Origin of the sequence: Saccharothrix luteola (assembly GCF_020859565.1) — a bacterium.
Classification (GTDB): Bacteria; Actinomycetota; Actinomycetes; order Mycobacteriales; family Pseudonocardiaceae; genus Actinosynnema; species Actinosynnema luteola.
The window spans coordinates 60,619-81,580 of sequence record NZ_JAJHUO010000031.1 but is presented as its reverse complement, the minus strand read 5'-3'; the positions used below and the strand labels follow the sequence as shown (position 1 = coordinate 81,580).

Annotated in this window: 14 protein-coding genes, 1 pseudogene and 1 other annotated feature; of the genes and pseudogenes, 2 read left to right on the top strand and 13 right to left on the bottom strand. The window is 71.8% G+C overall.

Features of this window, described 5'->3' with window-relative positions:
* Nucleotides 1–23: 23 nt before the first annotated feature.
* The 8 genes from LNK82_RS36445 to LNK82_RS36410 all read right to left on the bottom strand — a co-directional run bounded on the left by LNK82_RS36445 (nucleotide 24) and on the right by LNK82_RS36410 (nucleotide 11,460).
* Nucleotides 24–1,724: an IS1182 family transposase gene (locus LNK82_RS36445; protein WP_230571486.1), complete on the bottom strand. Its 1,701-nt coding sequence runs from the start codon at nucleotides 1,722–1,724 to the stop codon at nucleotides 24–26.
* A 131-nt stretch (nucleotides 1,725–1,855) separates the two neighbouring features.
* Entirely contained in the window at nucleotides 1,856–2,362 is a 507-nt protein-coding gene (locus tag LNK82_RS36440; RefSeq protein ID WP_230571485.1) for a transposase, read from the bottom strand.
* A gap of 632 nt (nucleotides 2,363–2,994) precedes the next feature.
* Nucleotides 2,995–4,782 carry a condensation domain-containing protein gene (locus LNK82_RS36435; RefSeq protein WP_230571484.1) on the bottom strand — a complete coding sequence of 596 codons (1,788 nt, stop codon included), beginning with the start codon at nucleotides 4,780–4,782 and terminating at the stop codon, nucleotides 2,995–2,997.
* Nucleotides 4,783–4,787: 5 nt separating this feature from the next.
* Entirely contained in the window at nucleotides 4,788–4,934 is a 147-nt protein-coding gene (locus LNK82_RS36430) for a hypothetical protein (RefSeq protein WP_230571483.1), read from the bottom strand.
* A 344-nt stretch (nucleotides 4,935–5,278) separates the two neighbouring features.
* A complete protein-coding gene (locus LNK82_RS36425; protein WP_230571482.1) occupies nucleotides 5,279–7,675 on the bottom strand; it encodes a VIT domain-containing protein in 2,397 nt (798 codons plus the stop codon).
* Nucleotides 7,672–8,343 carry a MerR family transcriptional regulator gene (locus tag LNK82_RS36420; RefSeq protein ID WP_230571481.1) on the bottom strand — a complete coding sequence of 224 codons (672 nt, stop codon included), beginning with the start codon at nucleotides 8,341–8,343 and terminating at the stop codon, nucleotides 7,672–7,674. The genes LNK82_RS36425 and LNK82_RS36420 overlap by 4 nt, the downstream gene beginning before the upstream one ends.
* Before the next feature lie 22 nt (nucleotides 8,344–8,365).
* Nucleotides 8,366–8,983 (bottom strand): IS3 family transposase, encoded by a 618-nt coding sequence (locus tag LNK82_RS36415; protein WP_230571480.1) that lies wholly within the window; start codon nucleotides 8,981–8,983, stop codon nucleotides 8,366–8,368.
* Nucleotides 8,969–9,097 (bottom strand) — a sequence feature (AL1L pseudoknot). It overlaps the preceding gene by 15 nt.
* Nucleotides 9,098–10,455: 1,358 nt before the next feature.
* Nucleotides 10,456–11,460: a TIGR02679 domain-containing protein gene (locus LNK82_RS36410; RefSeq protein ID WP_230571479.1), complete on the bottom strand. Its 1,005-nt coding sequence runs from the start codon at nucleotides 11,458–11,460 to the stop codon at nucleotides 10,456–10,458.
* Between the two features lie 212 nt (nucleotides 11,461–11,672).
* Here LNK82_RS36410 and LNK82_RS36405 point away from each other — a divergent pair.
* Nucleotides 11,673–12,188, top strand: a pseudogene (locus LNK82_RS36405) (non-reducing end alpha-L-arabinofuranosidase family hydrolase); the annotation flags it as partial.
* 277 nt (nucleotides 12,189–12,465) lie between these two features.
* Here the strand turns inward: LNK82_RS36405 and LNK82_RS36400 are convergent.
* The gene (locus tag LNK82_RS36400) at nucleotides 12,466–13,212 is read right to left on the bottom strand and encodes a hypothetical protein (protein ID WP_230571478.1); all 747 of its coding nucleotides are present in this window, start codon (nucleotides 13,210–13,212) and stop codon (nucleotides 12,466–12,468) included.
* A gap of 232 nt (nucleotides 13,213–13,444) precedes the next feature.
* On the opposite strand from LNK82_RS36400, the gene LNK82_RS36395 reads away from it, so the two are divergent.
* A complete protein-coding gene (locus tag LNK82_RS36395) occupies nucleotides 13,445–16,267 on the top strand; it encodes an AfsR/SARP family transcriptional regulator (protein ID WP_230571477.1) in 2,823 nt (940 codons plus the stop codon).
* A gap of 164 nt (nucleotides 16,268–16,431) precedes the next feature.
* Here the strand turns inward: LNK82_RS36395 and LNK82_RS36390 are convergent, their stop codons facing one another.
* From LNK82_RS36390 to LNK82_RS36375, 4 genes are all read right to left on the bottom strand, one after another.
* The gene (locus LNK82_RS36390) at nucleotides 16,432–16,731 is read right to left on the bottom strand and encodes a PLD nuclease N-terminal domain-containing protein (RefSeq protein ID WP_230571476.1); all 300 of its coding nucleotides are present in this window, start codon (nucleotides 16,729–16,731) and stop codon (nucleotides 16,432–16,434) included.
* Nucleotides 16,732–17,195: 464 nt separating this feature from the next.
* The gene (locus LNK82_RS36385) at nucleotides 17,196–18,203 is read right to left on the bottom strand and encodes a CU044_5270 family protein (protein WP_230571475.1); all 1,008 of its coding nucleotides are present in this window, start codon (nucleotides 18,201–18,203) and stop codon (nucleotides 17,196–17,198) included.
* On the bottom strand, nucleotides 18,196–18,717 hold the full coding sequence (locus tag LNK82_RS36380) for an RNA polymerase sigma factor (RefSeq protein WP_230571474.1): 522 nt from the start codon (nucleotides 18,715–18,717) through the stop codon (nucleotides 18,196–18,198). The genes LNK82_RS36385 and LNK82_RS36380 overlap by 8 nt, the downstream gene beginning before the upstream one ends.
* A gap of 841 nt (nucleotides 18,718–19,558) precedes the next feature.
* The gene (locus LNK82_RS36375; RefSeq protein ID WP_230571473.1) at nucleotides 19,559–20,740 is read right to left on the bottom strand and encodes an acyl-CoA dehydrogenase family protein; all 1,182 of its coding nucleotides are present in this window, start codon (nucleotides 20,738–20,740) and stop codon (nucleotides 19,559–19,561) included.
* Between the last annotated feature and the right edge of the window lie 222 nt (nucleotides 20,741–20,962).

The following is a 20,962-nucleotide window of genomic DNA, read 5'->3' as shown; positions in this document are numbered from 1 at the left end:
CGGTGATCTTGGTCGCTGCTGTGTCAGCTGACGGCTCGCCAGGAACGCAGGCGCGGGATGTCCTGCTGATCGAGGTAGTCCTGGAAGGCCGTCGGTGGTCGTGCGGGCGCGCTTGTGCCGGGAGGTTGCCGGCTGAGGCGTTCGATGTTGACCGCTATAGCGGTGAGCACATGCTGTAGGTGGGTTTTGCGCTGTCCTCGGTAGCGGCAGCGGCGCATGCCATGACCGTGGGTGAAGTCGAAAATGGTTCCCTCGATGCCGGAACGCACCGCGTAGCGCTTGTGCCAGGCCGGTTCCTGTCGTTCGGCGCGGTTGCGCAGCTGCAGTTCGAGCAACTCCTTCGGAGGGAAGCCCACGCTGCGCGCGGAATCACGGGAGGTGGTGCACTGGGCTCGGACCGGGCAGGGTTGGCACTGACTCTTGGTGAAGCGGGCCACGATCAGCGGGGCCGCGGTCGGCGAAGATGTCGGGTAGGGGCCGTGCCAGCCCTTGCTGATCCGGCCTTGTGGGCAGGTGACCTGGCGGCGGTCAAAGTCGATGCGGAAGTCGTCGCGGGCGAAACCTTCGCCCTTCCGGTGCTGGTGGGTGGGGTTTCCCGGGAGTGGTCCGATGACGGTGATCCCGTGTTCGCGTTCGGCCCGCTCCAAGTGGACCAGGGATGTGTAGCCGCCGTCGACCAGATGCCGGTCCGGCCGCAGGCCGCGGTGTTGCAGTCTGGTGTGGATGCCGGGCAGGACCCCGGCGTCGGAGCTGGTGGCAGGCATGGTGGCCACGTCGGTGATCACGTTCGGGCTGTCGCCGGAGCAGGTCTCGGTCACGTGCGCGAGGAACCCCTGCCAGCGGGTGACCTGCCCACGACGCGCGTAGCGCACCGTCGGGTCGTAAGGCGAGACGATCCGATTCGCAGACGGCGGCAGACCGCTGCCCTCCTCATCCTCACGCCACCGCAGGCGGCCCATGTCATCCCAGTGGTACTGCTGAACCAGCACCTGCCGCAGAGCCTGGACCTGGAAGATGTCCAGCAGGCCGGGATGGTTGCGGCTGAGGTGTTCGAGCAGGTGGCGGGCGTCCGCCCCGGTGGCGTTGATCCTGGTCTTGGGCCGGGTCGGGTTCTTGCCCAAACGTACGGGGCGGCCGTAGCGGCGGCCCCAGTGTTCGTCGACCAGGCCGTGCAGCGCATGATCGGCGACGCGGGCGAGTTCCTCCAGGGCCGCACGCACCGCCTCTGTCACCAATTCGAGGCGGGTCAGGTCGCGCACGGCGGCCAGGACGTGGGTGGAGTCGGTGCGCTGGGTGGTGCGCTCGCGGACCAGTCCGGCGTCTTTCAGACGGGCCAGGGCGACATCGAGGAGGTGGTCCGCCCGGCCGGCCCGCAGCAGGCGGTCGCGGAAGTCGCCGAGCACGCTGTGGTGGAAGCCGGGGTCGTCGAGTTCCAGACCGAGCGCGTACTTGAAGTCGATGCGGCAGCGCACGGCCTCGGCGGCGCCGCGATCGGACAGGCCCAGCAGGAACTGCAGCACGCTCACCGTGGCCAACTGGGCCGGGGAGAGGCCAGGGCGCCCGTTACGCGAGTAGCAGTCGGCGAAGTCCTCGTCCCTCCACAGGCCGTCGAGGCGGTCACGTACCCACATCGCCGTCGTACCACCGGGATTACTGGCTCGCGCCATCCGCGCGGTGAGCTCCGGGACCTCCACCGCGGACCGGGAACCAACCGGTAACGACATCTGACCACCTCAGGGAGCATTGCGACTTCACCGACCCCCGGAAGCCTCACTGTTACCTACCGGTCACCCTCCACGACACACCGACCGTTCCAAGATCACCGATAGAGTCAAGCTAAGTAGCTGTTTCCGAGCTATCGGGGTTGGGTGAGTAGGCGGCTGGTGATGCGGATCATGGCCCAGCGGACCATGGCTTCGTGGTGGCGGGGTAGGCGTTCGTAGTCACGGACGCAGCGGCGATGGCCCGTGATCCACGCCAGGGTGCGTTCCACCACCCACCTTCGGGGCAGCACCGTGAAGTATGGCAGTTGCGGGCGTTGGACGATCTCGATCACCACGCGAAGCGTTCTTCGTGCCCAGTCGGCCATAGGGCCGGTGTAGGCGCCGTCGGCCCACACCAACCACACCCGCACGCCCGCGGTGGCGCGCATCCGGCGCAGCAGGTTGCGGGCGGCGACCCGGTCCTGCGTCGAGGCCGGGGGCACCAGTACCGCCGACAACAATCCCAGGGTGTCTACCACGATGTGGCGCTTGCGACCCGCGACCTTCTTCCCGCCGTTCCAGCCGCGGGTGGCCCGGCCGACGGTGGCGGCGGCGCGCACCGACCGCGAGTCCACGACCACCGCCGACGGCGCCGCCACCCGGCCCTCGATCAGGCGGACCGGTCGCGCAGCCGCTGCGTGACACCGACCTTCTCCCCTGTGGGTTTCATAACTCGGCGTTCGGACGCTGAGCTGCAGCGATCGCGCATCATGGGCGGCAGGGGCACGATCCCAGGGCATGGCGTTACGACTACTGTACCTGATCTTCGTCCGGGTCGTTGGCCGGCTGGTTCTGCTCGGCCGGTCATCGGCGGCCAAAGACGCCGAACTGCTGGTGCCACGCACGAAATCGCCGTGCTGGGTCGAGCCGACCTGTGCCGCTCGAAGAATCATCGTCGCTGGTAGAGCGCGGTGTCGCCGCGTTGGGGCCCTGTCAGGGTGATCGTCGTGCCCTGCTGTGCGGGGTGACCCGGAGGTTGCTGTCGATCTCGTCGGTGCTGCTGCCCGGCGAGGCGGTGAGGCGGCCAAACTGCTCGTGCTACGGCACGAGAACGCGGTTCTGAGCAGGCATCTCGCGGGTCCGGTCCGCCACGAACCCTGTACCTGCCGATAACTCCATCCATGCAGGTTGAAGCCGTACGTAGCGTGAGGGGCCGAGGTGCTCGTGAGCGGGACCGGCGGACCCAGGCAGTTGACCGCCGCGACCGCCTGCGGCCACCCGAGCCCAGCGTTCAGAGCTCGACCGGCGGTGCGGGTGCGCGTCCCGTGCCGGTGTGGCGGGGGGCGGGCCAGGAGGCGAGGTCCGCCGGGTCGGTCGGGGCGGCGGGGCACAGGACGTAGTGGCGTGGGGTGAGGACCGCCGGGTGGTCGGGAAGTGCGGCCATGCAGCGGGCGTGGGCCTGTTCAGGGGTGCTGGCGTGGTCCGTGATGGTCACGTAGGCCACCAAGGGGTGACCGTTGGCTTCGGCGAAGACCCGGGTGACGGCCGGGGCCAGGGCGTCGTCCAAGAGGGCCTGGACCTGGCGCAGGTCGACCCGGCACGAGTCGAGCAGCAGCCAGTTCGCCGAGCGCTCGGCCGTCGGCAGCCCGATGAGGTCGTGCATCCGCGCGGTGGTCAGGTCTTCGTGTGCCGCGGCCACCAGGACGCGTTCGAACGCCAGCAGCAGTGACTCCGCTTCCTGACGCGGGACCACGCCGTCGTCCTCGACCCACAGGTCGAGCACCAGCCGCTCGTCGAGTTGGTTGAGGTTGAAGCGCACCGGTTTCGCGTTGCGCTGCACCGGACGCCAGCGCAGTTCGGTGTGGGCGAGCGCGGCCCGGAGTTCGTCGGTGCCGGGCAAGGCGCCGGGCGAGGTACCGGGACCGGGCTCGGGGGCGAGGTTGTTGAACAGCGGTTCGTAGCGGAACAGCAGGCCGCGTTCGTGGGCTATCCGCTCGTCCAGCCGGGCTCGTTCGGCCGCGTCGTACCGGGCGTGCCTGCTGGCCTCCAGGACCGTGGTCCACGTGTGCGCGACCAGCGCGTCGAAGTCGCGCCCGGCGACGCCGACGGAGGCGATCGTGCCCTGGGCCAGCGAGCCGACGTAGTCGAGCAGGTGGCGGTCGAAGCGGTTGCCCGACATCAGGGGCAGCACGATCTCCTCGTCGCCGGTGCGGTGGGCCAGCACAGCGCAGATCGCGGCCAGCACGACGCTCTGCCGGCTGGCGCGGGTGCGGGTCGCCACCCGGCGCACCGCCATGGCGGCGGCCGGTGAGGACAGCTCCACGGCCAGCGGATCACCGCCGGGGCTGGTGTCGGGCATGTGGTAGAGCAGGCGGGGGATCTTCGAGGTCTGGCGCTGGAGGTAGACCTGCGCCGCCCGCGCCCGGCGCCGCTCGGCGGGGGTCGCCTCCAGTCGCGCCTGGTCCAGTGGCTGGTGGCGGGGTGTGCCGACGTGCCGGCGGGAGGTGTCGCCGACCAGTTCGGCGAACTCGCGCCGCAGGACCTCGATCGCGCCGTGGTCGACCGCCATGTGCGAGAACGCGCCCGCGCACGCGATGACCCTGCCGTCCTCGTCGGGAGAGACCGCGACCACGACCCGCATCGCCGGCCGATCCGGGTCGGGGTTGTCGCGCAGCAGGCGGAGGAGCGTCCCGGCCACCGACGTGCGGTCGCGCGGACCCCACCGGCCCTGACCGAGCACGCAGACCTCGAGCGGGAGCGTGCCGGAGGCCGCGACCAGCTGCCGCTTCTCCTCGCCGAGGTCGTAGGAGGTGCGCAGCGCCTCGTGCCGCGCGCCCAGCACGGCGATGGTCTCGACCACGTCGTCCACCGAGGCGACGGCCGGCACCGGGAGCTCGACGCAGAGCACCGAGTAGAAGTGGTCGGAGACCTGGCTCAGCCACTGCGCGATGTTGACCTGACCGAGGGTGAGCGGCCCCTCGGCCTCCCGCGAGCCGGTGACGGGTACCTGGATCGTGCGCTGCGGTGTCAGCCGCACCCGCTGCCGGCGGTGCTGCCCCGGGTCCGCCACGACGGTCACGGTTCTCACCCCACCCGGTCGCGGAAGGCGGCGGCGAGGCGCGTGACCGATCCGACCCGGGAGGACGGGAGGGCGTGATCACCCGAGTGGACGGCGAGGTGGTGCCACGACGCTTCGTCGTGCACCACGAGGTCGGGCGTCGGCGGTGGCATGCGCCCCATCCTCCGTGCCGCCATGGCCGCAGTCCATAGGGCGTGGCGAAGGAACGCGCCGGCCGGGAGCAACTCCGGCCGCGCCCATGGGTACGGTCACCTTGGCGTTCTGGCAGGCGTCGGTGAAGGCCCGGTAGCTGTACTGCCGCACTTGGACGAGGGGCGCTCGCCGGTTCGGGTGATCGGCTGGTGTCCCCGATCTACGGCGCGACTTCGCGGCCGATGCCCTCGGGCGCCCGACCGCGATGACGGGTCGGTACCGCGCCGCGACAACAGGCAGCGTCGTCGTCTGCGGCGGACCGTTCCCGGGGCGGGGAGGCGGGCTCCGCCCCGGGAACGGGAGGTCACCGCTTCCAGAACGGCTTGCGCCGGCGGGGCTCGGCCGGCCGGGATTGGCCTGACGGGGGTTCGGCCAGGGTCTCCAGCGTCGCGATCGCGTGCCGCAGGCGGCGGTCGACCTCGGCGGGATCGGTGGTGGGCACGGCGAGTTCCGCGGCCAGGTCCGCCAGCGTCCGCAGCGCCTCGGCGGGCGCGCCCGCGGCCCGCCACGACGGGAGGTGGCGGCCGATGGCCTGGTGCAGGCGCTCGAGCAGGGCAGCGGCCGGCTCTCGCGCTTCGCGCAGCCCGGTCAACGCCTCCGCGGCGAACTCCGCCGGCGCGGGGACGGGCGGCGCGGGTGCGACGGGCTTAGGTGCTGCCAGGTCCGCGCTGCTCGCCACGGCCGCTTCGAGATCGGCACGGGCCCGCGTCTTCCGCGCGCGAGGTGCCGCCGGGGCCGGGGCGGGGACGAACGGCATGGCCGCCATCGGCGCCCCGGCCACCGGCATCCCGGCCGGAGCCGCGCCGTAGCCGCCTCCGCCGGCGAACGCGGGGACGGATGACCAGCCGTCGGGCAGTTCGACCGGCTGCGTCACCCGCCTCACCCGACCGCCCTCGTTGACGACCCGTTCATCCACTGCGACGAACGCGGTGAACCGGGACAGCACGCCGTGCTCCAGCGATGTTCTCACGACCTGCCGCTCCAGGGCGTCGAGGTCGCCCGCGCCCACGACGTAGCGGTCCTCCAGGTCGCGCACCCGAGCCCTGGCCCACAGCGCGGCCAGCCCGGCGTTGTCGCTCGCCACCGCCGCCACCCGCTGCCGCCACCCACCCGAGCCGGTGACCTCCACCGCGCCCGACGGCTCGCCCGCGTACCTGCCGGTGACCACGACCGGGACGCCGGGGAACAGGTCGGGCAGCGGCGCGGGGGCCAGCGACCCCTCCTCCACGGCCAGGCCGTCGGCCCGCACCGCCAGGCCGGTCAGCACGGGCGCGCCGATGCGGTGGTGGATGTCGCGCATGGCCTCGTCCAGCCGGTCCTCCGACTCGACCAGCTCGCAGCGGCCGGTCGAGCCCGCGAGTCGTTGCAGGAACGCCGCGTTGACCGCGCGGTCGATGCCGACGGTGTGCACCCGCACGCCCGCCAGGCTCGTGGCGACCTCGCGCAGCAACCGGTCCTCGTCGCCCACCTGGCCGTCGGTCACCAGCACCAGCACGCGTTCCCGATCGCCCTCCGCGCCGAGCAGCCCGGCCGCGCGCTGGAGGGGGTTCAGCATCTCGGTGCCGCCCCGGGCCTCCAGGCCGGCCAGGAACTCCACCGCGCGGTAGCGGTTGCGGTCGGTCGCCGCGACCAGGCCGGCGGGCAGCTCGTCCGGGCTGTCCAGCCGGTCGTCGAACGCCAGCACGGCGAACCGGTCGTCCGCGCGCAGCGAGTCGACCACGCGGCTCGCGGCCCGGCGCGCCGCGACCACCTTCCAACCGTGCATCGAGCCCGACCGGTCCAGCACGAGCACCACGTCCCGGCTCGGCAGCCGGCCGCCGGCGGCCGGGGGCAGCACGGTCAGCGCGAACGTGCCGCCCTCGCCGCCCTCGTCCGGGCGCACGGCCAACGAGGTGCGGACCACGTCGGCGTCGGCGAAGCGCAAGCGCAGCAGGAAGTCGCGGTCTACGCGCGCACCCGGCTCGACCCGGACGCCGAACCCGCCGGCGGTCTCCTCGGTGACGGTGGCGTGCAGGCTGGCCGAGGGTTCCGCGGGTGGCAGCCCGGCCAGGTCGACGTCCACCACCAGGGACAGGCGGACCGGGTTCGGGAAACCGGGCAGCAGCACCGGAGGGCTGATGCGGGAGGCGTCGGGCACCGCGTCGGTGTCACGGGCCACGCCGTCGCCGACCTGGTCGCCGGGCAGCGGGGTGCCGGGGACGTAGCGGGGTGCGACGACCAGCGGCAGGCGGTACTCGGCGGTGTCGTCCTCGTAGGCGAGCACCCCCACGATCGTGAGGCGCACGGTGATCCGCTCGCCGGGCACGATGTTGCCGACGCGCGTGGTGAACACGCCCGGCCGCTCCTCCTCGGCGATGGCGGCGCGCTTGCCGTCGGAGACGGCCTGGTCGTAGTCGGCCCGCGCGGCCGCGCGTTCCTTGAGCATGCCCTCCACCACGCGGCCGTCGGCCTCCACGCGCAGCGCGGTCACCGCGGCACGGGCGGGCAGCGGGAAGACGTAGGTCGCTTCGAGGGGGTCGGGGTGCGGGTTGTGGAAGGTCTGCGTGATGGTGGTGCGCGAGGCCAGCCCGGTGATGGTCGCGTGGACGTCGACGGCTTCCAGCGGGAGGTTGCCACGCTCGGTGCGCAGGCAGCCCAGGCCGTCGTCCTCGGTGGGCCGGGTGGCCTCGACGTCTCCCACGACTGCGATGCGGGTGCTCATCCGTTGTCCTCTCCAGTGGTCGGGGCCAGACCCGTGCGGGCGAGCAGGTCGAGCAGGGGTGCCGCGGCGGTTTCGATGGCGGCGAGTTCGGTCGCGTCGGGGACGCGGTCGGCGGCGTGGAGCACGAGGGTGACGCCGGGTCCCAGGCGCAGACCGGGCACGACCCGGGTGCCGCCGGCGGCCGGGGGTGCGGAGGCCACCGGTGCGGGAGCGGCCGGCGGCATCGCTGCGGGTGGCGCGGGTGGCGACGACGCGGGCCGGTCGCGCCAGAAGGCCCCGCTGCGGGACGCCGCGGCACCGTCGTCCGACCGTCCCGCGGGTTCGGCTCGTCCAGCCGGCTCGACCTGCCGGGTCACCCCGGCCAACTCGGCGAGCCTGCCGCCGTCCGCGCCCACCACTACCGCCTGGATCTCCGCCAGCGTGTGCCCCGCCGCCTGCAACTTCTTGACCGCGACCACCTGGAGCAGGTGCCGCCGCCCGTACAGCGCGGTGCGTCCCCGGTATGCCACCGGCCGATCCACCAACCCGATGGTCGTGTACCACCGGATGGCGCGCCCGTTCGGCAACTCCCGCACCCGGCCGCTCCGCTGGCCCTCGTAGTCGTCGGCGAGCAGCGCGGCGACCCGGTCCGGCAGCTGCCCGATCGTCCACAGCTCCTCGTCGCTCACGACACGACTATAACCGACACTGTCAATATGACAGTGTCAGCTTCACCTCCCAGTTCGGTTGGCCGCGACGACGTCCCTGCTGTCGGCGAGTGCCGGCTTCTGCTTCTCTCAGCGAGAGACCCGCGTCCGAGTGGTGGATCAACCCCGCCGTGATCGGGTGGCCTGTGTGCCCGCGGGTCCACAACGCCATCTCCAGCGCGGTGCGCATGGAGGTGTCGGCCTTCCAGCCCACGATCCGGCGGGAGAAGACGTCGATGACGAACGCGACGTGGACGGTGCCCGACCGGGTAGGCACGTAGGTGAAATCCGCCACCCACAACGCGTCCGGCCGTCCCGCAGTGAAGTCCCGGTCGACCAGGTCGCGGGCGCGGCACCCGTCCCTGGCCGGGATCGTGGTGCGGCGGGGACGGCCGCGCATCACACCGCTGAGGCCCAGCTCGCGCATCAACTGCTCGACCGTGCACCGGGCGACCGTGATCCCCCTCTGGCGCAACGTGATCCAGATCTTCCCTGCTCCGCAGACCTGGCGGTTCTCCCGCCACACGGACAGAACCTCCTCGCGCGTCTCCTCGTCGCGGACGGTACGCGCCGAGGCGGTACGGGCCATGGCGGCGTAGTAGGTGGACGGGGCGATCGCCACGCCTGCCCCGACGCAGGACACGACAGATCGGCTCGACCCCGAACCGGTCCCTGTGCTCGTCGACATAGGTGATCACCGCCGGGAGGGCGGTCGAGCTCCGCCGCGAAGAAGGTCGCCGATCGCAGGATCTCGTTGACACGCTTTGGTTCCACCACCTCACGGTTGAGGCGCTTGAGTTCCGCGGACTCCTCCGTCGTGGTCCCGGGACCACGACGGGTATTCCTCCCGGTGCTCCTCGACCAGCCGCACCGCCCGCTGACGTCCCTCGGCCGAGTGCCGTGACGTTGTGCATGCCGATAACCTCATCCACGCAGGTAAAAGGCCTACGCAGCCCAAGCGTCCGAAGCGCTCACGGGCCACGGTTGCCATCCGCGTGATGTCGTCCAGCACGGCATGATGACCGGCTGTGCTGCTCCGACTGGCCTACCTCAGGGTGACCAACGCCTTCGTTTTGCTGCTTCTGCTGCCATGAGCGACCGGGACAAGGACACGGAAATCCTGGCGTCACGGCACCAGATCACCGTCTTGGAACGCCAAGCTGGGCAACGCCCGTCGACGGTTCTCCCCCGCCGACCGAGCGTTCCTCGCGGCACTGCCGCACCGACTCCCGATGCAAGCGCTTCGTCGACTCCGACCACTGGTACGCCCGGAGACGATCCTGCGGTGAGACCGAGACCTCCTCGCCCACCGCCACGCAGCCAGATCCCGCCCCAACAGTCCCGGCCGACCACGGACCACCCGCTCGATCCGACTCCTGGAGCTGCGCCTGGCACGAGAGAATCCCACCTGGGGCCACCGCCGCATCCACGGCCAACTCCTCGTCCTCGGCATCAAGGTCGCGGCCTCCACGGTCTGGCAGATCCTCCAGGACGCCGGGGCCGACCCGACACCCGAGCGCACCACGACCACCTGGTCGGCCTTCCTCCACTCCCAAGCCGACGCCCTACTGGCCTACGACTTCGTCGAGACCCACACGTAAAGCGAAGCCCACCTGTACGTGCTCACGGCCATCGAACACGCCAACCGCCGGATCCACGTCCTCAACACCACCGCACACCCCACCGCTCCCGCGTCGCCCAAGCCACCAGGAACCTCGTCATGGACCTCGAAGACGAAGGCCGACACACACGGATCCCGATCCGCGACCACGACCGCAAGCACCCCGCCCAATTCGACGACACCCTCGCCGACACGGGCACTAGGGTCGTCCTCAGCGGAATCCACATCCCGCACATCTCCACGCACTACGCCAGTACGAGCACTCCTACACCACCCACCGACCCCACCAAGGCATCACCAACACCCGACCGCTACAACCACTGCCACAACCGACCACCGATCAAACAGCGGTCACCCGACTCGACATCCGCCGACGGCAACGACTCGGCGACATCCCCAACGAGCACCACCACCCCGCCTGACCTGCACGGACGACATTCGCGGCAGGTGGCGGGACGTGAAGCGGTTCGCCGTCAGAGGAGTGACGGCAGCACGTGCTCCTCGGTGACCATCAGGCCCGTGGTGGTCATGGTCTTGGCCAGGTCGGGATCCCAGGTGGCCTCCGCAGGGCCGTTGTTCAACGTCGGCAGTTCGACGCCGCGGGCGATCAGGGTGGTGACGGCCTCGCGGTAGTCGGTCGCCGACATGCGCCACGCCGTGCCGTCGGTCCAGGCGAGGATGTCGTTGGTCGCGCGGATGCCGTCCGGTGTGAAGTCGTTGTGGCAGCGGACCACCTTGCCGATGAGGTGGTGCTTGGCCTGTGCGGTCAGGCCGTTCGGGAGCACCATCAACGGGCCGGGCACGCCGGATTCGAGCAGGCGTGGGCTCCGGACAACGGTGATCTCCGGGGTCTCGAGGATGTCGTTCAGCGTCAGGTAGCCCTGGGAGGTCAGCACCGGGTCGCTATAGGCGTCCTTGAGGATTCCAGCCTGCTCCCAGGTCGTGCCCATGAGTTCGAGCGCCTTGCCCACGATCCGGGCGAGCGGCCGTCCCTCGTCGAGGTCGTTGCCGGCCAGGGCGAACCGGGTCGTGGTCGGCCCGAGCCTGCCGAGTACCCAGGCCGCCTGGTTGGCGAGCATCGGCAACGCCGGTTGTGGGATCTTGCCGTACCGGCGCACGTGCGCGATCCACGGTGCGGCCCACGGTTCGTGCAGCAGGTTGTGCTGACGCAGTGCGAACTTCAGCACGGCGTCGGCTGTCGAGGCCTCCTCGGCGGTGGACATGCCGATCGGCCTGCCGTGCAACGCTTCGAGCACCTCGGCCAGCGTGCTGCCGTGCGATCGGACGTGCTCGTCCAGACGCGCCAGGGAGATCTGCCGGCGGGCCGGGTGCGCGACCGGCTTGCGCAGCAGTTCGGTGAGCGCCGCGGCGGTCTTCTCGTCCTCGACGCGAATGCTGAACGCAGACCGGCCGCCACCCTCCAGGGTCTCGCGGGCCAGCCGCCACAGCTCGGCGAGTTCAGGTTGGTCCAGGTGCACCGTCCGAGCATAGTTTCGCGATCCGGAGCGCGCGCCCGCCCTGATTACCCTTCGTAGCTGGAGAGGGTGGGCACGGCCCATGTGTTGAACCTGTGCAGTCACGATCCTGCTGAAAGATATTCATGACCGGCAGGCCGAGCTCGAGCCTCCGCAGACCGCCGGTCCACACGTCGACACGCCACCGGACCACACGCGGCGACCTGATAGGCACCGGCCCCATCGACCAGACGATCATCGGGGACAGCCAGAACATGCACCTGTTCTTCGCCGGTGACAACGGCAAGATCTACCGCCAGGTCATGCCGGTCGGCAACTTCCCGGGCAGCTTCGGCTCGTCCTACACCACGATCATGAGCGACACGACGAACAACCTGTTCGAAGCGGTCGAGGTCTACAAGGTCCAGGGCCAGAACCAGTACCTCATGATCGTCGAGGCGATCGGCGCCAACGGCCGCTACTTCCGCTCGTTCACGTCCAGCAGCCTGGGCGGTTCGTGGACCCCGCAGGCCGCCACCGAGAGCAACCCCTTCGCGGGCAAGGCCAACAGCGGCGCCACCTGGACCAACGACATCAGCCACGGCGACCTGATCCGGACCAACCCCGACCAGGCCAAGACCATCGACTCCCGCAACCTCCAGTTGCTCTACCAGGGCCGCGACCCCCGCTCCAACGGAGTGGAGTACGGCCTGCTGCCCTACCGACCGGGCGTCCTGACGCTGCAGCGCTGATCGCCTGACACATCTCGACTCCGACCGGGCCGGCATCTCCACCCTCACCGGGGTGGGGCTGCCGGCCCGCCGGGTGCGACGGGCCGCTCACCTGGGCGACGGCCGGCGGGTCGTCTGACCGTGTGCCGCGCGTCGACGCTGTGCCTGCCGACCACCTCGCGGCACGCGGTCACCGTGCTGCGCCGGCCCACGTGACCGACTCTCGCGCACCACCCCGGGAAAAGCCCCCGCCCGCGGCCCGTCGGGGGGAAGGCCGCGGGCGGGAACACCCCTCGGGTCAGGACAGCAGGACTGTCCGCGACGTCTTGGCGACCGGGCGGCTGGTGTTCGCGGTGGCCCGGTCCGCGGCGATCTGCACGGACGTGTCGTGCTGTCCCTTGTCGCCGTTGTACGCGGTGCAGCCGTACCACTCGAGCATGCCCTCGCGGTACACGCCCTTGCAGGTCGGCGAGAGCTTGGAGATCACCGTCGTGTTGCCGTGCACGAGGGTGTCCGCCAGGCCCTGCGTGGTCAGGCCGGCGCGCCCGCGGGCGATCAGCGCCACCGGGCCGACCGCGTCGAGCGCGAACCCGAGCTGGTCGATCGCGCCGGGGTCGACCACGGCGTCGAGCAGGCTGTCGATGTAGGTGACGCAGGCGGTGGCGTCGCGGGCGAATGCCTGGAGCGTGTCCGGCGTGAACCGCTCGATGTCCGCGAAGTCGATGATCGCGGCCCGCGCGCACGCCTTGGCCTGGGCGGTGGCGATGAGGTCGATGTGGGAGATGATCTCGTTCTTGGCCGAGTTGATCGCGCTGAGGATCTGCCTGGTCGCCTCCTCCACCGACATGCCCGCCTTCGCGAACTGCTTGTACGCCGAGTAGGCCGCCTGGGCCGCCGCGACGATCACCTGCACCGAGCTCGCCGACACCTCACCGGACCGCGGCGCCGCGGCGGGGGCGGCCTGCGCGCCGGGAGCCGCCACCGGCAGGACCATCGCCGTGGCCAACACCGCTGCCGTCGTCCCGCGCAGCAGTCGCGATCGCATGCCGCTCCTCGGTGGCCGCGCGACTGTTCGTTGCCGTAACCGCATGAAGTCCTCCGTGACCGTGGTGGGGGTGCGGCGAGGACCGGTGTGTCGTGCGCTCCTGCCGTTCCGGTCCGCCACGTCCGCCACCTTGCTCGACCGAACGAACGAAAACCTGCGGGAAACCTGCAACCGCGCGAAGCCCCTGCTAGACCGGGATCACGGGGGCCGGTCGGCGAAGGGGAGTTGCGCGGTGACGGTGGAGTTCCGCGTGTTGGGCCCGGTGCAGGCGTGGATCGGCGGGCGGCCGGTGGACCTCGGTCACGCCCGGCAGCGGTGCGTGCTGGCCGTGCTGCTGGTCGAGGCCAACCAGTGGCTGTCGGCCGACCAGCTGCTCGACCGGGCCTGGGGTGACCGGGTCCCGCCCGGCGGCCGGAGCACCCTCTACGGCTACCTGTCACGCCTGCGCCGGGCCCTGCGCGCCACCGAACGGGCCGCCATCGTGCACCGGGCCGGCGGGTACGAGCTGGTCGTCGACGAGGAAGCGGTGGACGTGCACCGGTTCCGCCGGCTGGTCGCGCGGGCACGCGCCGAGACGGACCAAGCCCGCGCGCTGGAGCTGGCCGAGGGCGCCGCCGGGCTCTGGCGGGGCGAGGCGCTGCTCGGGTTGGACACACCGTGGATCACCTCGGTGCGCCACGGGCTGGAGCAGGAGCGGTTCGCCGCCGACACCGACCGGTTGGACCTGGCGCTGCGGCTCGGGCGGCACGCCGCGCTGCTGCCCGAGCTGACCGACCGCGCCGCCGAACACCCGCTGAACGAGCACGTGGCCGCCCAGCTCATGCTCGCCCTCTTCCGCGCCGGTCGCCAGGCCGACGCGCTGGACCGGTACCGACGGCTGCGCACCCGACTGGCCGACGAACTCGGCACCGAGCCCGGACCAGGCCTTCGGCAGCTGCACCACCGGATCCTGGCCGCGGACCCCGACCTGGCCTCGCCCGCGGCGGACCGGTCACCGGTGGTGCCCCGCCAACTGCCCGCGGCGCCGCCGGCGTTCACCGGCCGCGTGCCCGAGCTGGCCGAGCTCGACCGCGCCCTGGTCGCGGCGTCGGGCGACCAGGGGACGGGGACGGCTGCGATCTCGGCGGTCGGCGGGGTGGGCGGGGTCGGCAAGACCTGGCTCGCGCTGGCCTGGGCGCACCGCAACCTGCACCGGTTCCCCGACGGGCAGCTGTTCGTGGACCTGCACGGGTTCAGCCCCACCGGGGAGCCGACCGACCCGGCCGACGCGCTGCGCGGCTTCCTCACCGCCCTGGGCGCCACCACCGACGGCGCCCAGGCGGACCCGGGCACCCTGTACCGCAACCTGATGGCCGGGCGGCGTGCGCTGGTGCTGCTGGACAACGCCGCGTCCGCGGACCAGGTCGTGCCGCTGCTCCCGGGCAACCCCACCTGCACCGTGCTGGTCACCAGCCGCACCAGCCTGCCGTCGCTGATCGACCGGCACGGCGCGCACCACCTGCCCCTGGGCGTGCTCACGCCCGCGGAGTCCCGCGCCCTGCTGGCCGCACGCCTCGGCCAGAACCGCACCGACGCCGAACCCGACGCCGTCGACGAGCTGGTCGGGCTGTGCGGTCGGCACCCCCTGGCCCTGGCCATCACCGCGCGGCACGCCGCCACCCGTCCCCGACTGCCGTTGGCCGAGTTGGCCGCGGAACTGCGCGAGGCGGGCCTGGAGATGCTCGACCACGACACCGACCTCACCGCCAGCCTGCCCGCGGTGCTGTCGTGGTCGCTGCGCCACCTCACCGCGCGGCAGCGGATGGTGTTCGCGCTGCTCGGGATCGCGCCCGGACCGGACATCGACCTGCCCGCCGCCGCCTCCCTCACCGACCTGCCCCCGACCGAGGCGCGCAAGGCCCTGCGCGTGCTGGAGGACCACTCGCTGCTGGACCGGCACCCACACGGTCGCTACGCGATGCACGACCTGGTCCGCGCCTACGCCACGACCGCGGACGGACACCTGCCGGAACCGGCGCGGGAAGCCGCGCTGGAACGGGTGGCGGACTTCTACCTGCACACCGCCCACACCGCCGACCACCTGCTGAACCCCTACCGCCCACCGATCCGGCTCGGCCCGCCCGCGCCCGGCGCCCGGCCCCACCCGCTGCCCGACCGCGCGACCGCCCTGGCCTGGATGGACGCCCACCACCCGCACCTCCTGGCCGTCCACCAGGACGCGGTCGCCCGGCGCCACCACCGGGTGGTGTGGCAGATCGCCTGGACCCTGGGCACGTTCCACCGCCTGCGCGGGCGCATCCACGACGATCTCGCGGTGTGGCAGGCCGCGACCGAGGCCGCCACCCACCTGCCCGACCCCGGCACGCGCATCCTCGCCCACCGGCTCCTGGGCCACGCCCACGCCGAACTGGAGCGGCACGAGCGGGCCATCGACCACCTCCACCAGGCCCTCGCACTGGCCCGGCAGCACCACGACCTCGCGCAGCAGGCCCACACCCACCACGCCCTCACGTGGGCCTGGGAGCAACGCGGCAACGACCGCAAGGCCCTCGACCACGCCCGGCACGCCCTGGACCTCTTCCGCGCCCTCGGCTCCCCGGTGTGGGAGGCCACCGCGCTCAACATGGTGGGCTGGCACGCCGCCCGCCTGGGTGAGTACGAAGTCGCCCGCGAGCACTGCCAAGCCGCCCTCGACCTGTACCGCCGCCACGACGACCTCGACGGCGAGGCGGACACCTTGGACAGCTTCGGCTGGATCGAGCACCACACCGGCCACCACCACCGGGCCGTCGACCACTACCGGCAGGCGCTGGACCTCTACCACGCCGTCGGCAACACCGCCGAGGCCGCCGACACCCTGGACAACCTCGCCCACCCCCACCTCGCACTCGGCGACCGCGCCCAGGCTCGCGCGGCCTGGAGGGAAGCCCTGGACCTCTACCGCCAACAGGGCCGCGACACCGACGCCGAGCGCGTCCGCCGACGACTGGCCGACCTGGAGCCGGCGTCGATCAGGACCGGGGATGCGGGCAACGAAGGTCCGGCGCCGTCCTGAGCGAGGTCGGCCTCAAAGCTGTGACTTGAGCACGTCGACGTCGCAGCCCGGCGAGAACGGGTCGAAGCCGCACTCGACCAGCCGGCGGCATGCCTGTCGGATCAGGTCGAGTGCCCTCGACCGGCTCCGAGAGCAGAGCTTCGGACGATCCCGTCCGAAGGCGTCTACCGCGCGTCCGGGAACGGGGCCGCCGGACCGGCGTCGCGGATGAGCCGCGCATCGCGCCCGCCGGCGAACCAGCCGATGCTGCCGAGGAACGGGAAGGCGAGCACGACCGCGATCCACAGGAGCTTCCCGCCGCCGGTCAGCCTCCGGCTGCGCAGTACCGAGACGATCGCGGCGACCCACAGCACGAACACCGCGATCCCGATGGCGATCAGCAGGACGATCACCGCGATCTCCGCACCACCGACGCCGTCGTCCTCCTGCGCGAACGGGCTGACGGCGGCGAGGGGTGTGGTCATGGCCATCATGGCGGTTCCTCTCTGCGCAGTCGGTGAGGGCCGATCTCCACCGTCCCCGGTGGACTGTCGCACGAGGACTCGACGTGATGCCGGGCGGGAAGCCTCCAGACCGCTGTTTCACCCGTTCGTGGAACGGAAGTACACCTGCACGTGCCGGTTGAGTTTCCGTCCCACGATCAGGCGTCGGCGTATGGCCGCTTCCCGAGCGGGTTCACTGTGCGGCCGGCACCGCCACGCAGGGCCGGTGATGATCATCGCCCGCGTCCGGGCGGGTCGTGGGCGAGTTCGTTCTTGCAGGTGAACCAGCACGACGCACCTCGGCGACCTGGTCCACCCCGGAACGCGCCCGTCGGACATCACCCAGCGGTAGGGGACGACGCGGACCGAGGGGGTGCGACCACCGGCCACACCCCCTCGACCTTCCCACCGGACCGCAAGCGGTCCGAACTTCAGCAGGTCCGGGCTCAGGGGCGGACACCGATCCCGTCGACCACGGCCGTCGTCACCGAACCGGACTGCACGACCGTCCCGGCCGGCAGGGACCCGTCCGACTCGGTCAGCACGCGGCGGTCGCCGATGAACTCGCCGGTGGCCGGGTCGACGATGACTTCCTGGCGGTCGTCGCCGTCGGTCACGGCCAGCGCGACGCCCCGCCTGCCGTCGAGGTTGGCCGACTGGTCGACCACCTCCAGGCCGGGCAGCAGCGCCAGCGCCCGGAACACCGCGGCCCGCAGGTCCGCGGGCACCTTGCCGCTGCGCAGCAGGTCGGAAGCGAGGACCAGCGCCTCCTGGTGGTCGCTGGACCCGCGTCCTCGACCGTCAGCGAGCAAGCGCTCCAGCAGCGCCTCCGGCGCGCGGGGCAGGCCGGCCAGGAACCGGGCGTTGGGCTGCTGCCACGCCCCCGGGTCCTCCTGGCACGGCCGGTCACACCGGCCGCGGATCTCGTTCTGCTGCGCGGGCCGCAGGTCCAACCCGGCGCTGCGCGCCTGCTCCTCGGTGCCGACCAACCAGTCCCGCCGACCGGTGTCCCGGGGGCGGACCAGGTACTCCTCCCCCTCGACCGCGGGCAGCCACACCTCCAGGACCTCCTCGCCCAGCCACCGGAAGTCCTGCCCGCCCTGCGAGGCCCGCACCGCGGACCGGCCGCGGCTGATCGCGTACCGGTACTGGCCGGGGCCCAGCACCGGGTCCGTTGTCGTGATCGCGTCCGCGGCCCTGGTCAACGCCTGCGCCGCCTCGGCGGTCGCGGGCGTCGGACCACCCAGCACCACCTGGGCCAGCACCCCGCCCGCGGCCAGCACGGCGACGCCCGCGGCGACACCCCACCAGCGCCGCGTCGGCCTGCCCGCCGGCCGTCCGGCCGCGGCGAGCGCGAGCACCTTCTCCCGGTTGGCGGTGAAGCTCTCGCCGGTCATCGGCGCCGTGTCGCCGCGCACGTCCCGCACGACCTGGTCCACCTCGTCCTCACGCATCACGCGCCTCCTCGGTCCTCAGCTTCGTCCTGGCCCTGTGCAGGCGCGTCCGCACCGTCTGCTCCTTGATCCCGAGCACCTCCGCGATCTCCGCCGCGGTCAGCTCACCCCACGCCACGAGCAGCAGCACGTCGCGCTCCTCGGCACGCAGCCCCGCGATGGCCTCGGCCATCCGCCGAGCGCGCACGTCCGCGTCCACGCTGTCCGCGACCCGGTGGTCGACCTCGTCCTGAGTGGACCGGCGGCCACCGTCCCGCGCCCAGGCCCGCAGCCGGGTCTCCTCGGAGCGGTGGTGTCGCCGCAGCAGGTTGGTGGCTATCCCGTACAGCCACGCCTTGGGCCCGGCGCGGGTCGGATCGAAGCTCGCCCGCTGCTCCCAGGCGACCAGGAACACGTCGGCCACGAGGTCGTCGGCCACCGCCGTCCCGGCCCGCCGGGCCAGGTAGTGGTGGAGCGGGCGGGCGTGGGCGTCGTACCAGGCGGCCAGCGCTTCCGGCCCGTCCAGCCGCTCCACCGGGGGACTCCTCCTGCGCGTCACTGGGACGCTGTCGGTTCGCACGGAACTGATTGCCACCCGCCGCCGCGGGCGTTCCCGCGCTGCCGTCCTCGGTACCTGTATCAGATCTTGGTGGGACGGAGAGGCATCGGTGCTGTGCTGCGCGGTTCTCTCCCGGCGACCGAGCATCCTCGCGGCACTGCTGCACCGACTTCCCATCGACGCGCTTCGCCTGGCTCTTCCGCTACATCGACGGATTCTGCGACACCGATTGCATCCAGAAGGAGCTCGCCCGGCTCAGCCCGGGCGAGTACGAAACCGCCTGGCACACCGTCCGAGCCGAACCGACCGCCATCCCGGCATCACCCCCTGACCCCGGCAACAACCGCCTCGGGTCGCCGGGGAACCTCAGTTCCCGACCAACTTGGTCGCACCCTGATGATCAGTGATCCGGTTGCCCTGCGAGCGCCCGGGCTGCGCCTTGGTGCCGGGCGTACTCGCATCACGGGTGTCGCCCCCGTGCCGGTCGCCGACCTCATTCGCCAGATCCAGCACGCCCGGCCCGTTCCTGTCACCGCCCTGCGCAACACCCCCTGGCATTCGGCCCTGGACCGAGCGCTTCAGGGTCCGCACGCAGGGCATCGACCGGGCGGCGTCCTCAGGCAACGGCGTGCTCTCGCACGACGAGGTGTGCCGGGCCTCCGAGGACTTCGTCATGAGCGACGACCCCCACGCCCGGCGAGTGGTTCCTCGGCCCTCTCACCTGACCACACCCATAGGCACGAAGGTGCCGGCGGCCGATGACTTCCGTCGAGTCACTGCGGCGCGAACGCCCGGAAGCGAGGTGTCGGCCAGCGGTTCAGATGTAGAGGGTGTTGGGGTCCTGGCCGCACAGGATCCGGCCGTAGAGCTCCATGTTGGTGTTCGGGTGCATCAGGGCGTGCAGATTCACCGCCTGCACGTCGCGCGCGATCCGCTGGATCGGGACCGAACGGTGGATCGAGGATCCGCCGCCGGCGGTGTTGAGGACGTCGACGGCCTGCTTGGCCAACTGGCACACCCGGCCCATGTCGGCACGGGCCCGCACGCGTTCCGCGAGCGTCCAGGCGGAGCCGTCGATTCCCTTGCCGTCCACCTGGGACGCCAGCCGACGGGCGTGGAACTCCGCCTCGTCGATCAGCAACGCCGCCTCGGCGACCTGGAAGTGGGTGACCGGGGCCTCGGCCTGGCTGGCGTAGCCGGTGTAGGTGATCCCGCGACCGGGCAGGCGTTCGAGGAAGGCATCCATCGCGGCCTTGGCCATGCCCACCACCGCGCCGACCGACGACGCGGCGGCGGTCGGCAGCAGCGGCGTGCGGTAGACCGGGCTGTCCGCGTGGTGCGCTGAACCGTACTGCCCGGCCAGCACCGCGCCCATCGACAACACGCGCTCGGCCGGGAGGAACACGTCCCGCGCCACGGTGGTCACGCTGCCGGTTCCGCTGAGCCCACTGGTGTGCCAGTCGTCGACGATCTGCAACTCCGACATCGGCACCATGCCCAGGATCGGCTGGTGCCCGCCGTCGACGGGTGTCACGGCGACCACGACCTGCCATTGGCTGTGCCAGGCGCCGGTGATGAATCCCCACTTGCCGTTGAGCACCAGGCCGCCGTCGGTCGGGATGGCCATGCCCGATGGGCTCAGCGTCCCGCACACCCGGACGTCGGGGGTGCTGAAGACCTCGTCCTGCACCTCGTCGGGGAACATGCAGGCCATCCAGCCCGCGATCCCGTACACCGACGCCGTCCACGCCGTCGAACCGTCGCCCCGCGCGAGTTCCGCGGCCACCTCGACCAGCGTTCGGGTATCGCGCTCATAGCCACCGTAACGCCGGGGCAGCCGCAACTTGAAGACACCGGCCGCGGTCAGCGCCTCGACCGACTCCTCGTGCAGCCGCCGGTTCTCCTCCGTCCACGTGGCGTGTGACCGCAGCACGGGCACCAACTCCGACGCACGCCGCACCAACTCCACTTGGCCCGGGATCTGGGAGTCAAGCACCATGTCCTCCTCCAAGCCCCGCCGTGCGGGGCTGCTGAACGGCGTCCTGATCGATCGCCCGGACTGTTCCGGTAGCAGGCTCTGGTAGGCGGCCGGGCATCAGCGCCGGAACACCGGATCCGGGCCCGCACCGCAGCGGCTTTCCGGGTCCCCGACCGCTCCGTCGATCTCCGCACCCGACGATGTGCCTTGAAGTTCCAGGCCGAACGGGACGACGTTCCGATT

Excerpts from the sequence above, each read along its gene's own strand:
- LNK82_RS36400 (WP_230571478.1), bottom strand. The coding sequence starts at position 13,212 with ATGCGATCGCGACTGCTGCGCGGGACGACGGCAGCGGTGTTGGCCACG.
- LNK82_RS36425 (WP_230571482.1), bottom strand. The coding sequence starts at position 7,675 with ATGAGCACCCGCATCGCAGTCGTGGGAGACGTCGAGGCCACCCGGCCC.
- LNK82_RS36445 (WP_230571486.1), bottom strand. The coding sequence starts at position 1,724 with ATGTCGTTACCGGTTGGTTCCCGGTCCGCGGTGGAGGTCCCGGAGCTC.
- LNK82_RS36390 (WP_230571476.1), bottom strand. The coding sequence starts at position 16,731 with ATGACCACACCCCTCGCCGCCGTCAGCCCGTTCGCGCAGGAGGACGAC.
- LNK82_RS36375 (WP_230571473.1), bottom strand. The coding sequence starts at position 20,740 with ATGGTGCTTGACTCCCAGATCCCGGGCCAAGTGGAGTTGGTGCGGCGT.
- LNK82_RS36430 (WP_230571483.1), bottom strand. The coding sequence starts at position 4,934 with ATGCCACCGCCGACGCCCGACCTCGTGGTGCACGACGAAGCGTCGTGG.
- LNK82_RS36385 (WP_230571475.1), bottom strand. The coding sequence starts at position 18,203 with ATGCGTGAGGACGAGGTGGACCAGGTCGTGCGGGACGTGCGCGGCGAC.